Here is a 14056-nt window from a genome sequence, read left to right as displayed (position 1 = left end):
GGGGGGGATGGATCGCGCGAACCTCGCTCTGGCGGATTGGCTCGTGCGACAGGGGGGGAAGGTGCGTCTGGTGGCGCATCGGATCTCGGACTCGCTGCGCCAGCACCCTCGCGTGCACTTCGTGAAGGTGCCGAGGCCCGCGGGCGCAGCGCTGCTCGGGGAGCCGCTCCTGGATGCGGCGGGCCGCTTCTGGGCTACGCGCACCCTGGCCGAGGGGGGCGAGGTGGTGGCCAATGGCGGCAACTGCGCGGTGCCCGCGGTCAACTGGGTGCACTACGTACACGGGGCCTGGGCACCCGAGGCGACCGGCACTCCACTGAGGCGGCTCAAGACGCAGATGAGCCACGCGCTGTATGTCCAACGCGAGCGCGTGGCATTGCGTCGCGCGCGCATCATCATCGCCAACTCCGCGCGCACGCGTGAGGACTTGCTGTCCGCCACGGGCGTGCCCGAGCACCGTGTTCACGTTGTCTATCTGGGAAGCGACCCGGGGCGCTTCCGTCCTCCTTCGCCGGATGAACGGCGCGCGGCTCGAGCGGCCTTGGGTTGGTCGGAGGGGCGGCGGGTGGCGCTCTTCATCGGGGCGTTGGGAGATCGCCGCAAGGGGTTCGATCGCCTCTTCGCCGCGTGGGCTCGCTTGTGCGCGCGGGAGGGGTGGGACGTGGAGCTGAAGGTCGTCGGAGAGGGCGCCCAGCGGAGCGCTTGGGAACGACAGGCGCTGGCGCAGGGGATGGGTTCGCGGATCCAGTTCCTGGGCTTCCGGAAGGACGTCCACGTGCTCCTGTCCGCGGCGGATGTGTTGGTGGCGCCCACTCGCTACGAGCCCTATGGGTTGGGCGTGCACGAAGCGCTGTGCGCGGGTGTCCCCGCACTGGTGAGTCGCTCGGCGGGGGTGGCGGAGTGCTATCCGCCCGAGCTGCGCCGCTTGCTGCTGGACGCATCGGACGAGGTGGAGGTTCTGGTGCAGGCACTGGAGTCGTGGCGCTCGGAGGCGGACGCGCTGGCGCCTCGGGTGGCTGCACTGTCGGACGTGCTGCGCGCCCGCTCATGGGACGCGATGGCGGCCTCGTTCGTGAAGCTATTGGAGGGGTGAGCCTTCGAGGATCTGCTCGAAGAAGTCGAGGTGGGCCCGCGCGACCACGGGCCAGGCGAAGTGAGTCAGCGCCCGGTCCCGTCCTCGCGCGGCGAGTTCATCGCGCTGCTCCGGGCTCTCCAGCAATCGGGCCAGCGCGGCCGTCCAGGCCTCGGGGTTGGTCTCGGGGAGCACCCAGCCCGCGTCGCCCACGGTTCGTGGAACCTCGCCTGAGTCGCTGCCGAGGACTGGGATGCCGCAGGCGAATCCCTCGGCGAGCATGCGACCGAACTGTTCCTTCCAGCGGGGCGTGGTCTGGCTGGGCGCGCACAGCACCGTCATCGCGTTGAGCGCGCGTGGCACGTCGCCGTGAGGGACGCCCGTCACCACGCGCACGCGGTCCTCGAAGCGTTTGCCCCACGCGCGCAGGTGCTCCTTCATGGGGCCTCCGCCCACGAAGAGCGCCCGCCAGGGCGTGGAAAGTCGCTCCAGCGCGGCCATCAGGAGCGGCACGCCCTTCTCGGGAACGAAGCGGCCCAGGTAGCCCACGACGGGAGGACCGGCGGAGGCCCAGCCCAGGCCTCGCAGGAAGTCTTCTCCCGCGGGACGGTTGGGATGGAACAGCTCCACGTCCACGCCCATGGGGATGGCGCGAGAGGGGCGCTGCTCGTACCCCGCGCGCGTGAGCAGCGTGTCTCGCACCGTCTGGCCCCAGGCAATCCATCCCGCGGCGCGCCGCACGACGAACCGTTCGGCCTGCGCGAAGGGGAAGGGATATTGCTTGGAGAGATTCTGTGCGGTGCAGAAGACGAGTGGAACGCGGCGTGGCGTGAGCATGGCCACTTCCCATCCGGCCATCACGTAGGGCTCTTCCCACGAGTGCACCAGGGAGACGTTCCCCGACAGGCGCGCGCGAAGCTCCGGCCCGTAGACGAAGGCATGGAGTGACCGGCTCAGCAGGGCTCGCACCGCCTCCACGTGAGCGGGTTCGTCCGGGGCGCGCTGGAGGGTGAGCGGACCGAGGTCCCCTCGGAAGGAGCGCGGAGCCACCGCGGTGACTGCCCAGCGCCCCGCGCCCACGCGGGCCATCTCGTTGGCGAGTCGACGGTTGAGCCCGACGACATAGGAGTGCGACACACTGACGAGCCGGCGCGGCTGCTTCACGACACGAATCCTCGACGTGCACCGGGGTGCGTCCCCGGAGCGATGACCGAACCAGAGCCCTGGTGTCGGGTCAAGCTGGGCCCTGCGCGGTCTGTGTCACGGACTCGCCAGGAGTTGCCGGTACACGGCGAGCACCTCGCGGGCATAGCGCTCGCGAGAGAAGCGCGCCTCCGCCGCGTGCCGGGCGGCCTGCCCGAGTCGTGCCCTCCTCTCCGCATCGTGGAGCAGGGTGTGCATCGCGGTGGCGAGCGCCGCGGCATCGCCCGAGGGAATGGACAGCACCTCTTCACCGTCGCGCAGCACCTCGGCGGCCCCGCTCGACTGCGAGATGATTGAGGGCCGGCCACACGCGAGTGCCTCCGCGATGGTCAGGCCAAAGGGTTCGCGGCGCGTGCTCGCGTGGACGAAGACATCCAGGGCTCGGTAGATGCCGGCGGGCTCGGCTTGAAAGGGAATCAGGCCCACCCGTCCTTCCAGTCCATGGAAGGCGATGCGTTGCCGCAGCTCGTCCTCGGAGAACTGGGAGTCGGGCGTGCGATAGAGCGGCGCGCCCACGAGATAGAACCGCGTGAAGGGCGCCGACGGGGCTTGGGACTTGAGCCGCGCCGCGGCCTCCAGGAAGACCTCGTGTCCCTTCCATCGGGCATAGGTGGCGACGAGCCCGACGCGCAGCGTGTTCTCGGGCGCCGGGGGCAGGCCCGCCAATTGGTCCAGACGCGAGCCGTCTCCCGGGCCCGGTGCGAAGCGCTCGACATCCACGCCGTTGTAGACGACCTGCACGGGCACCTCCCCGAGCACCGCGCGCGCGTCCTCGCCCACGGCACGCGAGTTGGCGATGGCCGCGGATGCCAGTGGACGCAGGACCCGTAGCGCGCGGCGCACCAGGGGGCGCTCCCCGAGGAAGTCGTGCACGTGCCACACACGCCGCAAGGGCAAGCCCAGCGTGGCGGGGCTCAGCAGGTGGGTCTTGATGCCATTGGAGTGCAGCAGGTCCGGGGCGATCTGCTGCACTGCGCGCCGGAGTTCCCAGCCATATGTCGCGAGGAGCGCGGGAGTGGGTGCCAGGTCTCGTGCGAAGCGCCAGGTCTGGCGCAGCCCCTGTCCTCGCAAGCCACTGTCTCCCAGCGCGGACAGTCGCTCGGGCAAGGGCAGCCATCTGGCCTCCACGCCGAGGCGACGCGCCTCATCCAGCAGCGGTCCGTCGGTCCCCGCGAGCAGATGGAGCGAGAGGCGCGCGTCTTCGCGCCGCAAGCAGTCCATCAGGTCCAGGAGCGCGCGCTCGGCACCGCCCAGGATGCCCACCGGGTTGAGGAAGAGGATGCGCAAGGCGCTGGGACGGAATCAGACCCATCCAGGGTGGTCAAGCCGTTCCGCCTCGGCCCGGGAGTCTTTCGCGGTAGGCCTCCAGCACGGTGTTCGCGTGGGCGCTCCACGTGAAGCGGGCCGCTCGCGCCAGGCGCGTGTCGCGAGGCGCGGGGTGTCTGCGTCCGGTGAGCAGCGCGTCCAGCGTGTCCGTCCAGGCGCTCACGTCGCCCACGGGGCAGTAGTCGCAAGCCTCCGCGCCCACCTCGCGCAGGACCGGGAGGTCGCTGGCCACCACGGGCGCGCCGCATGCGAGCGCCTCGATGACGGGCAGCCCGAAGCCCTCTGCCTCGCTGGGCACGAGGACCATCCGGGCCCGTCGATACAGCCCCGCGAGGGTCGCGCGCTCCTGCCGTGGTGGCTGGAGGAGGGCGTCGCCGAGACCCAGCCGGGCGACCTGTTCGCGCTGGGTCGGGTTCAGGGCTCCCCCTTGCTGCACGAGCATCAAGTCGGGATGCCGGGCTCGCAGCGCGGCGAAGACGGAGAAGAGGACGTCCAAGCGCTTGCGCGGAATGGAGCTGCCCACGTGCAGCAGATAGGGCCTGCCTCGCAGCGGCGCCAGCACGGCCTCGCTGTCATCTCCTGGCAGCGCTTCGGGCTGGTACTCCGATGAAACGCCATACGGGGCCCACACGAGGCGCCCGGCGTCGACCACGTCGTGGCGCAGCAGCTCCTCGCGGATGGCCTGCGTGCTGTGGAAGACGATGGCGGCGCGCTGCAGTCCACGGAGGCTCGCTCGTGCCATCAGTCGGAACCAGGCGGGACGGGGCTCCCGCTCAGGCTCCAGCACCGAGCGGAACGCATCCAGGTCGTGGCAGAAGACCCCTGTTCGCGCCGCGGGCAGCGCATGCACGAGCTGTGAGTAGGAATGGTCCACGACGTGGAACGCGTCCTGCTTCGAGCGTTCGAGCAGCGCCTGTGCGGGATAGAGCCCGAAGCGCGTGAGCAGCCGGTCCGCATTGAGTGCGGCATTTCGCTCGCCCACGCGAGGGAGGCTTCGCGCGATGGCGGGGATGCCTGGCCGCATCAAGGTGACCGCGACGTCGTCGGGGCGTGCGGCGAGTTGCTCGTGCAGGGCCTCGCCCACCAGGTCCATGCTGGGCCAGCCCTCTTCTCGAGGGTCGAGCAGGAGCGCCAGTCGCAGGGGAGTCCGTCGCTCCGTCATGGCGTTGGCCTCTTCGTCGGGGAGGCGAACAGCGCTTCCAGCGTGCGCTCCAGCGCGAAGTGCTCCTGGTAGACCTCGACGGCGCGCGTGGCCAGGGCGTGGCGCTCGTCGGGGTGACTGAGCAGACGCTCCGTGGCCGTGGCCATCGCGACGGGGTCGCTTCCCTCCGTGAGTGCCACGGGGCGCCGCTCGCGCCAGAGCGGCTCGGTGAGGTGCCCGGTGTTGGTGACGAGCGGCACGCCCAACCCCAGGCCCGCCATGGCACTCCCGCGCCGGCTGCTGACGCCATCCGGATACGGTTGCAACAGCACATCACACGCCTTGAGGTGGACCGCCGCATCCGCAGGGGTCAGCGCGTCGAGCGCCCTGAGCTGACCGGCCAGCTCCGGATGACGTCCCGCGAGGGCCGCGCGATAGGCGAGCGCACCACGTCCGAGCAGCAACGCCCGTCTCCGAGCGTCTCCGCTCAGGAGGCGGACGAGGAGCGGCTCCAGCAATCGGGTGATGCTCGGCCCATAGGTCCCGAAGTGACCCAGCACGGGGCCTGTTCCCAGCTCCGCCCTGGCTTCCCGCACGCGGTCTTCCGGTGCCTGCGTGGGGAGGTTGCTGGGGACGGGGCGCCATTCCGCTCGGCGACGCGCATCGCCGGGCAGGGGTTCGACCCAGGAAGGAATGGAGACGAAGACGCGGTCGGCGGTGCTCGCCACCGAGCGCGCCATCACGTGGGTGACGCCCGCGAGGACGTGCCGTCGAAGTGGCGCCCCCGGCTCGAAGGGATAGACCACCTCGTGAAAGAGGACCCAGCGCTCGTCGTGTCGTCGCGACGCGAACCAGGCGCAGAAGGGCAGGTTCATGGCCTTCATGCCGAAGGCGTGCGGGACGTACTGGAGAAGCAGGCGACGGGGAGCGCGGCAGGCATTCAGCGCGCGCGTGAGCCCAAGCAGGCCCGCGGTGAAGAGGCGCGGCGCGCGATGCACGGTGACGCCCGCTTCGTTCGTGATGCCCTCGGGCCCCGGTGCCCACACATGGACGCCCGCTCCCGTGCGAGCCAGGGCCTCGGCCACGAGGCGGGTGTAGTCGCCGACCCCGCCGGGCTGGGGCGGATACTCACCGGTCAGCAGGTGCCAATCAGGAGGGGCGTCGTGCACGCGAAGGTCACCCGAGCGCAGGGCAGGCGGGCATGCCGGAGCGTCCGGCGAGCGCGGGTGTCTTACACCGCCTCCGGTGGCGAAGGGGAAACATGTCGGCGCAGTGCGCTTGAGGTCCCCGAGGTCGCCCGCTACGGTCCGACTCGCGACGCATGAAGAAGCCCGACCTTGTCATCTCCATCGTCAATCACAGCAACCCTCACCTGCTGCACGACTGCCTGCGCACGCTGCACGCGACCACGCACGACATCTCGTACGAGGTGTGGGTCGTGGACAACGCGACGGACGGGCGCGGCGTGGCGGAGATGCAGCGCGACTTCCCAGCCGTGCGCTGGATCTTCAACACGGAGCGCAAGGGGTTCTCGGCCAACCACAACCAGGTGCTGAAGCAGGCCGAGGGCCGGCACATCTGCATCTTCAACGACGACACCATCGTCCACGAAGGGGCCTTCGACGCCCTGGTTCGCTTCATGGACGAGAATCCGCGCGTGGGCATGGCGGGCGCCCGTCTGCTGAACGCGGACGGCACCATCCAGAACTGCACGTTCCGCCCCATGTCGCTGTCCGGGGCCTTGTTCGACCTGGTCTTCCTCCCGCGCCCGCTGCACTTCCTGAAGGGACGGAACATCGACCCGGCGCAGTTCGGTCAGGAGGAGGCGCGGGTCAACTGGGTGCTGGGCGCGTGCATCGTCGTCCGGGAAGAGTGCCTGCGCGACGTAGGGCTGCTCGACGAAGTGATGTCGCCGCTGGGGAACACCGAGGACACGGACTGGTGCGTCCGGGCCTGGAAGGCGGGCTGGGAGGTGGCCTTCTGTCCAGAAGCGGTCATTACGCACCTGACGAGCCGCTCGTTCCGTCCTTCCGTGACGGGGCCGGACAAGGTCCGCGTGGAGCTGTGGCGCACCCGGCTGGCGTACTTCCGCAAGCACCATGGCCGCATGCATGAGGCGCTCTTGCGGCTCATCCTCGTGGGGACGCTGCCCTACAACTCCGCGGTGCTGACGCAGACCCTGCTGCGCCAGCGCTCGACCCTCGCGGAGTACAAACGGCAGCTGTCCACCTTCGCGCGCATCGCCCAGATGGGGCTGCGCACGCGCGTGGGTTGATGCGGCCGCGGATGCCTTACTTCTCCGTCGTCATCCCCACGTACAACCGCGCGCGGTTGTTGGAGGAGACCCTCGCCTCGGTCTTCGCGCAGGACGACACGGACTACGAGGTGCTCGTCATCGATGACGGCTCCACCGATGACACGGTGGCCTCGCTGGCCCGGCATGGTGACCGGGTGCGCGTGCTGCGCCAGGCGAACGCGGGACAGGGCATGGCTCGCAACCTGGGGATTCGGGAGGCGCGCGGTGAGTATGTCGTCTTCCTCGACAGCGATGACCTCTGGTTCCCCTGGACGCTGTCGACCTATCGCGAGGCCATCCGGATGCACGGTGACCCCGCGGTCGTGATGGGACAGGCCAAGACCTTCGCGGATCCATCGGAGTTGAAGGGGACGGAGTCCGAGCCGCCGAGGACGCGGTTCTTCGCGGACTATCTGGCCAGCGCGGAGTCCCGCTTCATCCGGACCGCGTGCGCCGTGGCGGTGCGCACGGAGGCCCTGCGGCGCGTGGGTGGCTTCTGCGCGCGGCGCATCGTCGCCGAGGACTACGACCTGCTGTACCGCCTGGGCGTCGAGCCAGGATTTGCCTTCATCGAATCACCCGTGACGCTCGGCTATCGCAGGCACTCGGGCTCCTCTTCGACCGACCTGGAGCGCGGCCACGAGGGCACGGTGTTCCTGATGGAGCAGGAGCAGCAGGGGCAGTATCCCGGGGGCGCGGCGCGGCGGCGGGAGCGGCTGATGATGCTGCTCTTCGGCCTGCGTCACGTCACCCACTGGATGCTCGCGCATCGTCGATGGGGGCTGGCGTTGGACCTGTATCGCAGGAGCCTCGCCTATCACCTGGAGGTCCCTCGCTGGCGCTACATGCTGGGGTTCCCTCCGTATGTGCTCGCCACCTCGCTGATCCGCCGGGGACGAGACGGCTAACGCGTTGGGCCTCAATCCCCGGTGGAGGCTGGGACCGCGGGCCTCGCGACCGCGAGCGAGGCGCGTGGCCGCCGGAGCCATGCTCGCGCGGGCTCCTCGATGAATCGGAAGAGCACGACCGAGAGCAGCACCGCGCAGGGCATGGCCAGCAAGGCGACCGTGTTGTGCCCGAGCCCCAGGGAGCGCGTGTTGAGCGCGAGCAGGGAGTTCAGCACCGCGCCGTGGGTCATGTAGAGCGCGTAGCTGGCGCCCCCCAGGACCGCGAGCCCGCGCGTTGCCAGTCCCAGTCCTCGCCAGGCGACTCCACCCGCGAGCAGGAAGATGAGCAGCGCGAACAAGGGCACCAGGACCGCGCTCTGCAGGAAGGGCGAGGGCGGACCATCAACCCATGAGACCGCGATGGCCAGCGCGAGCCCGGTCACGAGGACGCCCAGGGTGCGCGTGCGCGGACTCCCAGCCGGCTGGGGCGCGCGAAGGAAGAGGACGCCCAGGCAGACGCCGATGACGAACTCCGGCAGCCGCGCCAGTGGAATGGCGATGGCCATCGCTCGGCTCCACGCGCTCAGTGCTGAACGCAGGAGCGCCGGCGCGTCATGGGCGCTCAACCACGACTCGGCCAAGGGCGCGGCATGCGGGCTGAGTCCCAGCAACCATGCGCCTGCGGCCACGGCGAGGAGGCTCCGCGCGCGCAGGCGACCCAGGCTGGGGCCGAGGCGGGGGAAGACCGCGTAGAAGAAGGCCTCGACCGAGAGGGTCCAGGCGACGATGTTCCAGATGGGGCGCGACACATCCATGCCCCAGGACTGCGTGAGCGTCAGCGTGGCGACCGTGTGCCGGCAGACCTCGACCGCGCTCGCCTTGGGCGCAGCGAGCTGGGTGGAGCGGATGAAGAAGGGAAGCTCCACCACCAACGCCACGAAGTAGATGGGGTAGAGCCGCGCGAAGCGGGCGCGGGCGAAGGTGGACAGCGCGCCGCGGAAGTTCCCCGTCGCGTCCAGGTAGGTGTAGGCGAGGATGAAGCCAGACAGGATGAAGAAGAGGCTGACCGTGGTGAAGCCGGCGCCGAGCAGTTGTCCCACCCACGCGGGCAGGTGGGGTTCGCAAGGGCCGCAGTAGTAGTGGAAGCCCAGCACGCCCATGGCGGCGAGGAAGCGCAGTCCCGTGAGCGCGGCGAGCCCTGGCCGCTCGCCTGGCTCGGCGTTCGTCACGAGGCGGCCCGCCTCGACCGCACGTACTGGACGACGGAGCGCACCTCGCCCATGAGGGACAGCCCCCTGCGCAGTCGCTCCCGGGCGACCACGCCAAGCGCCAGCGCGCCGCTCGCGACGAGCGCCTGGACGAGGGGGCCTTGTTCGCCGGTCGCGAAGCGCGACACCGCCACGGCGAACGCCAACAGCGCGCCCACCGTCAGGAAGGGCTCCATCACCTCGGCCTCCAGTCCGGTCAGATGCGGGCTGCGGCGGGCCACCATCCAGGCGGTGAGCCACAGCTCGGTCAGCGTCATGGTCGCGCCCATGATGCCGATGCCGACGATGCCCAGGTGCATCACCGCGAGCGTTCCCAGGCCCGCGCGCAGGATGCTCGACACGGTGGTGACATAGACGCGCTCACGCGCCTGTCCGCTCGCGTTCTGCTGCGAGCACAGCAGCCCGTGCACCGCCATGAGCGTGGCCTCCAGCGTGTACCACTGGACCAGCGGGGCGGCAGGTCTCCATCGCTCGCCAAACACGATGGGGATGAGCATGGGCAGCGCGATGACGCCGAAGGGAATGGCCAGACACAGCACCGCGCTGATGCGCCGGATGGAGGTGCGCAGGTATTCCGCCAGCCCCGCGCCGTCCTCCTGCATGCGGCTGTACGCGGGATACGCGACGCGGTTGAGGATGCCGCTGATCATCAACGGCACCGACGCGAGCGCCCACGCCCAGTTCACCAGGCCCACCGCGTCCTTCCCCAGCAGCTTCCCGACGATGAGCGGAATCCACCCGGAGAGGATGGCGGGGATGATGCCTCCCAACTGGAACCAGATGCCGAAGCCCAGCAGGCGCTGAAGGATGTCCTTGCGGAAGCGGCCACGGGGGCGCCAGGGCGAGGCGCTCCAGAGGATCACCAGCCCCACCGCGCCACGCACGAGCCCACCGAGAGCCAGGGCCCACGGGCCCCAGCCGAGGAGGGCCAAGGCGATGGTCGTCCCGGTCTGGGTCAGCCCCTCGACGAGCTCCATCCTCGCCACGGCGGGGAAGTGGAGGTGGCGCTCCAGCATCATCATGGGGATGACGCGCAGCGAGGAGAAGAACAGGCCCACCGCCATGGCGCACACCATGGGCGTGCCGGAAGGACCCAGGTCGTATGCGCTCGAGACGAGCGGCGCGAGCACCAGGAGCAGCGCCACGATGGAGCCGGTCAGGGCCTGATGGCTCCAGAACGCGGTGGTGGTCTCGTCCTCGGTGGGCTCATGCGACTGGCGCACCAGTGAGGCGCTCAGCCCCAGGTCACCCAGATAGGCGCCGAGCGACGTCGCGAACGCGACAATGCCAAACGCCCCGTAGTCCGACGGGAAGAGCAGCCGGGAAAGGACGAGTGCGTTGACGACGCGCAGCCCCTGAGACGCAAAGGTGCGCAGGGTCAAGGCGACGATGGAGCGGAAGGCGCGGGTCTTGACGTCTGACCGGGCCTGCTCCGGATTCGATGCGGGACGGCTGCTCATGATGGGGGAGCGCGGGAGCGTATGCGCCAGGAGGGGAGGGGACAAGCGACGGTCGAGGCAGGGCCCGTGCATGCAGGTGGGCCAGGGGAGCATCCAAGTTCGACCCTCCTTGCTGCTTGTCGCTCACCACCGCGTCGGCTAATCACCCGCGTTCGCTTGACGGGACGCGGCCCCACGCGCCCGAGAGGAGGACACGTGAGCCCATTGGACCCGCGAGCCCTTCTTCGCGGTGTGGCCCGCTCCGCGCTGCGGCGTCTGGGCATGGCTCGGCCTGCTGGCGCCGAGGTGCCCGTGCTGCGGCGACACGAAGGCCCGCGGACGACACCGCCCACTGTCTACTTCCTCACGCCGGACTACGACGAGCCGAGCGGGGGCATCCGCACGCTGTACCGCCATGTGGACCTGCTCGAGCAGGCGGGAATCTCGGCCGCGGTCCTCCATTCGCGGCCGGGCTTCGCGTGCACCTGGTTCGAGCACCACACGCGGATCCGCCACGTGCCCTCCACGCCCGTCGGCGCCCAGGACATCCTGGTGGTGCCGGAGGTGTACGGCGCCTCCATCCGCCGACTCCCGAGGGGCGTCCGGCAGGTCCTCTTCAACCAGGGCGCCTACCTCACCTTCGCGCGCGCTGGACTCACGGACACCGCGCCTTCGCCCTATCAAGACAACCCGGACCTGAGCGCGGTGCTGGTCGTGTCCGAGGACAGCGCCGCCTACCTGCGCTACGCGTTCCCATCCGTTCGCGTGGAGCGCGTCCACCCGGCGGTGGACCCCACGCTCTTTCATGCACGCGGGCGCGAGTCTCGCCGTCGCATCGCGCTCATGTCGCGCCGCAACCGGGAGGACGCGGTCCAGGTGCTGCAGATGCTGCGCGCGCGTGGGAGCCTGCGCGACTGGGCCGTCGACATCCTGCAAGGGCTTACCCCGGCGCGCGTGGCCGAGGCGCTGCGGGGCTCGGCGTTGTTCCTCACTTTCAGCCATCAGGAGGGCTTCGGGCTCCCGCCGGTGGAGGCGATGGCGTGCGGCTGCCTGGTCGTGGGCTTCCATGGGCAAGGTGGGCGCGAGTTCCTTCGCCCCGAGTGGTCTCTGCCCGTGGAGCAGGGGAACATCGTGGCCTTCAGTCAGCGCGTGGAGGAGGCGATTCGACTCCACCGTGAGGACCCGGCTCGCTTCGAGGCCATGTCGCGGAGTGCCTCGGAGTTCGTCCATCGGGAGTACGCTCCGGCGCGCGAGCGCGAGGATGTGGTGGGGTTCTACCGGGCGCTGCTTCGAGACGCTGAAAGGGGTAGCTGAGTGAAGAAGACCATTGTTCGCGCCGTGGGGCATGTGGCTCGTGGGGTGTATCCCTGGAGCACCCGGTCGGAGCTGGCGCGGACCTTCCACGCTCGGCTGATCCGCCACTTCAGCTACAGCAAGAAGCCGTTCACCGTGACGTATGACGGCATCCGCTTCGAGGTGATGCTGGGAGACAACCTCCAGCGACACCTCTTCTTCTGTGGCTCCTATGAGCCTGAGCTGCATGCCTTGCTCATGGCCGAGCTGCGCGGCGGCGGAGTGCTGGTGGATGTCGGGGCCAACATCGGCGTCCATTGCCTGCCCGTGGCGCGGATGCTTCAGGACGGCTCTCGCGGGAAGGTGTTTGCCTTCGAGGCAGCGCCGGACACGGCGGAGCGGCTGCGGCGGCTCGCGGAGCAGAACAGCGTGGCCGGGAGCCTGGAGGTGGTGCAGGTCGCGCTGGGAGACCGTCCGCGCACCGCGCAGCTCCGCAGCTCCGCCGAGCTCGGGTCCCACGATGTCGGCGTGCGTTCGTTGTACGGCACCGGAGCGCAGTCCATCTCGGTGCAGGTCACGACGTTCGATGCGTGGGCGGAGGCACGTCCCCTGGAGCGGTGGGATGTCCTGAAGATGGACGTCGAGGGCGCGGAGGCCGAGGTCTTGCGCGGCATGTTGGCCACGCTGAAGGCGCGGCGTCCCCGCTTGCTTGTCATCGAGGTGGTGGACTCGTTGCTGCGCCGCGCGGGCTCCAGCCGCGACGAGGTGATGTCGTTGCTGGCGTCCGTTGGCTACGCGGAGATCCCCGCTTCGCAGACCGTTCACGGCCTCTCGGTGGCGGCGCTCTCGCCCAACCTCTTGTTCCGGCCGGTGCCAGTGTAAGCGCGCCGCGGAGGACCAAGGGGCCGCGCTGAGGGGTGTTCGCGTGTCCCAGGCTCATGCGGTCCGTCGAGGGCTGGCTTGGACGCCGGCCCTCAGTCGCCAGCGGTGCTGACCAGATTGCGGAGGGCGCCAGGGCCTGGCTGCCGCGACTGGGAGGCATGGGAATGGCCACGCGAAAGACGACGACGTCTCGTGTGACGCGGAAGAAGCCGCGCGCGATGCCGCGAACCTCCAAGGCCCGCACTGGCAAGCTGCGCGTCTGGGGTGGCATCGATCTGGGAGGCACGAAGATCGAGGCCGTGGTCGTCGATGCACGGGGCGAGGTGCTCGGTCAGGCACGCCACCCAACACCAGGCAAGGGCGGGCCCGGTGAGGTCGTCCGGGAGATGTACGGCACCCTGGAGGAAGCGGCGGTCGCCGCGGGGCTGGCGACGCCTCGGCTGTCAGGCATTGGGGTGGGAGCTCCTGGCTCGGTGGATGCCAATCACGGCACGCTCGCGCACGCCACCAACGTGGTCGCGGATTGGGAGAAGCCCTACCCCGTGGCCGCGGACCTGGGCGACCTGGTGAAAGGGCGGGTGGTGCTGGGCAATGACGTCCAGGTGGCCGTGGCGGCTGAGTACCGGCTGGGGGCGGGCCGTCCCTATCGCTCGGTGTTGGGGGTGTGGTGGGGCACGGGCGTGGGCGGTGGATTGGTGTTGGATGGCACGCCTTGGCGTGGGCGCGGCGGCGCGGGGGAGATCGGCCACATGGTCGTGAAGCCCGATGGCGCGCTCTGCGGGTGTGGCCGACGGGGATGCCTGGAAGCGTATGCGGGACGCGCTTCCATGGAGCGCAAGGCGCGCAAGGAGGTGCATCGCGGGCGGCGCACCCAGCTCTTCGACATCATGCGAGACAAAGGACGCTCGCGGTTGTCGAGCGGTGTCTGGATGAGCGCCTTGCAGAAGAAGGATGGATTGGCCATCGCGTTGATTGACCGGGCCATCGAGATGCTGGGAGCAGCCATTGCCTCGGCCATCAACCTGTTGGATGTCGAAGCCGTGATTCTGGGGGGAGGCCTCGGGACGCGACTGGGGCCGGAGTACGCGGGACGCATCGCGGAGTCGATGTATCCCCACCTGTTCATCCCCGAGCGTGCCCCATTGATTCACGTCGCCGAGTTGGGAGACCTGTCGGGAGCCATTGGCGCCGCCCTCCTGGCCGAACCCACGATGTGACACCGAGACACGAAATGGCTGTTTCGCGAGTG

General features: G+C 69.8%; 12 protein-coding genes. 6 read left to right on the top strand and 6 right to left on the bottom strand.

All coding sequences use genetic code 11. The annotated features are described in order from the left end of the window. The first annotated feature begins 7 nt into the window (after positions 1-7). A complete protein-coding gene (locus JGU66_11345) occupies positions 8-1093 on the top strand; it encodes a glycosyltransferase family 4 protein (GenBank protein ID MBJ6761360.1) in 1086 nt (361 codons plus the stop codon). On the opposite strand, the gene JGU66_11340 is transcribed toward JGU66_11345, so the two are convergent. The 4 genes from JGU66_11340 to JGU66_11325 all read right to left on the bottom strand — a co-directional run bounded on the left by JGU66_11340 (position 1079) and on the right by JGU66_11325 (position 5911). Continuing rightward, complete coding sequence (locus JGU66_11340) at positions 1079-2236, bottom strand: glycosyltransferase family 4 protein (protein ID MBJ6761359.1); 1158 nt, start codon at positions 2234-2236, stop codon at positions 1079-1081. The two genes, JGU66_11345 and JGU66_11340, sit on opposite strands and share 15 nt — an antisense overlap. Positions 2237-2332: 96 nt before the next feature. Next, complete coding sequence (locus tag JGU66_11335) at positions 2333-3562, bottom strand: glycosyltransferase family 4 protein (GenBank protein MBJ6761358.1); 1230 nt, start codon at positions 3560-3562, stop codon at positions 2333-2335. A gap of 34 nt (positions 3563-3596) precedes the next feature. Further along, the gene (locus tag JGU66_11330; GenBank protein ID MBJ6761357.1) at positions 3597-4763 is read right to left on the bottom strand and encodes a glycosyltransferase family 4 protein; all 1167 of its coding nucleotides are present in this window, start codon (positions 4761-4763) and stop codon (positions 3597-3599) included. Then, on the bottom strand, positions 4760-5911 hold the full coding sequence (locus tag JGU66_11325) for a hypothetical protein (GenBank protein MBJ6761356.1): 1152 nt from the start codon (positions 5909-5911) through the stop codon (positions 4760-4762). Before JGU66_11325 ends, JGU66_11330 begins: the two co-directional genes overlap by 4 nt. 152 nt (positions 5912-6063) lie before the next feature. Here JGU66_11325 and JGU66_11320 point away from each other — a divergent pair, with 152 nt between their 5' ends. Together JGU66_11320 and JGU66_11315 are read left to right on the top strand one after the other, a co-directional pair. Next, positions 6064-7017 (top strand): glycosyltransferase family 2 protein, encoded by a 954-nt coding sequence (locus JGU66_11320; GenBank protein ID MBJ6761355.1) that lies wholly within the window; start codon positions 6064-6066, stop codon positions 7015-7017. An 11-nt stretch (positions 7018-7028) separates the two neighbouring features. Then, positions 7029-7946, top strand: a complete 918-nt coding sequence (locus tag JGU66_11315; GenBank protein MBJ6761354.1) for a glycosyltransferase family 2 protein — start codon at positions 7029-7031, stop codon at positions 7944-7946. Positions 7947-7957: 11 nt separating this feature from the next. Here the strand turns inward: JGU66_11315 and JGU66_11310 are convergent, their stop codons facing one another. Continuing rightward, on the bottom strand, positions 7958-9154 hold the full coding sequence (locus JGU66_11310) for an acyltransferase (protein ID MBJ6761353.1): 1197 nt from the start codon (positions 9152-9154) through the stop codon (positions 7958-7960). After that, on the bottom strand, positions 9151-10653 hold the full coding sequence (locus tag JGU66_11305; GenBank protein ID MBJ6761352.1) for an oligosaccharide flippase family protein: 1503 nt from the start codon (positions 10651-10653) through the stop codon (positions 9151-9153). The genes JGU66_11310 and JGU66_11305 overlap by 4 nt, the downstream gene beginning before the upstream one ends. Positions 10654-10848: 195 nt before the next feature. Here JGU66_11305 and JGU66_11300 point away from each other — a divergent pair, with 195 nt between their 5' ends. The 3 genes from JGU66_11300 (at position 10849) to JGU66_11290 (ending at position 14024) form a co-directional block, all read left to right on the top strand. Beyond that, a complete protein-coding gene (locus JGU66_11300) occupies positions 10849-11946 on the top strand; it encodes a glycosyltransferase family 4 protein (protein MBJ6761351.1) in 1098 nt (365 codons plus the stop codon). Then, on the top strand, positions 11947-12807 hold the full coding sequence (locus tag JGU66_11295) for an FkbM family methyltransferase (GenBank protein MBJ6761350.1): 861 nt from the start codon (positions 11947-11949) through the stop codon (positions 12805-12807). A gap of 218 nt (positions 12808-13025) precedes the next feature. Continuing rightward, the gene (locus tag JGU66_11290) at positions 13026-14024 is read left to right on the top strand and encodes an ROK family protein (GenBank protein MBJ6761349.1); all 999 of its coding nucleotides are present in this window, start codon (positions 13026-13028) and stop codon (positions 14022-14024) included. The last annotated feature ends 32 nt before the right edge of the window (positions 14025-14056 follow it).

The sequence above is a fragment of the Myxococcaceae bacterium JPH2 genome, assembly GCA_016458225.1.
Lineage (GTDB): Bacteria > Myxococcota > Myxococcia > Myxococcales > Myxococcaceae > Citreicoccus.
The sequence above is the reverse complement of the archived record's forward strand: the minus strand, read 5'-3'. Positions and strand labels throughout refer to the sequence as shown.

Coding starts and splice junctions, on each gene's coding strand:
- JGU66_11345 (MBJ6761360.1), top strand. CDS start 8: ATGGATCGCGCGAACCTCGCTCTGGCGGATTGGCTCGTGCGACAGGGG.
- JGU66_11330 (MBJ6761357.1), bottom strand. CDS start 4,763: ATGACGGAGCGACGGACTCCCCTGCGACTGGCGCTCCTGCTCGACCCT.
- JGU66_11320 (MBJ6761355.1), top strand. CDS start 6,064: ATGAAGAAGCCCGACCTTGTCATCTCCATCGTCAATCACAGCAACCCT.
- JGU66_11315 (MBJ6761354.1), top strand. CDS start 7,029: ATGCCTTACTTCTCCGTCGTCATCCCCACGTACAACCGCGCGCGGTTG.
- JGU66_11305 (MBJ6761352.1), bottom strand. CDS start 10,653: ATGAGCAGCCGTCCCGCATCGAATCCGGAGCAGGCCCGGTCAGACGTC.
- JGU66_11290 (MBJ6761349.1), top strand. CDS start 13,026: ATGCCGCGAACCTCCAAGGCCCGCACTGGCAAGCTGCGCGTCTGGGGT.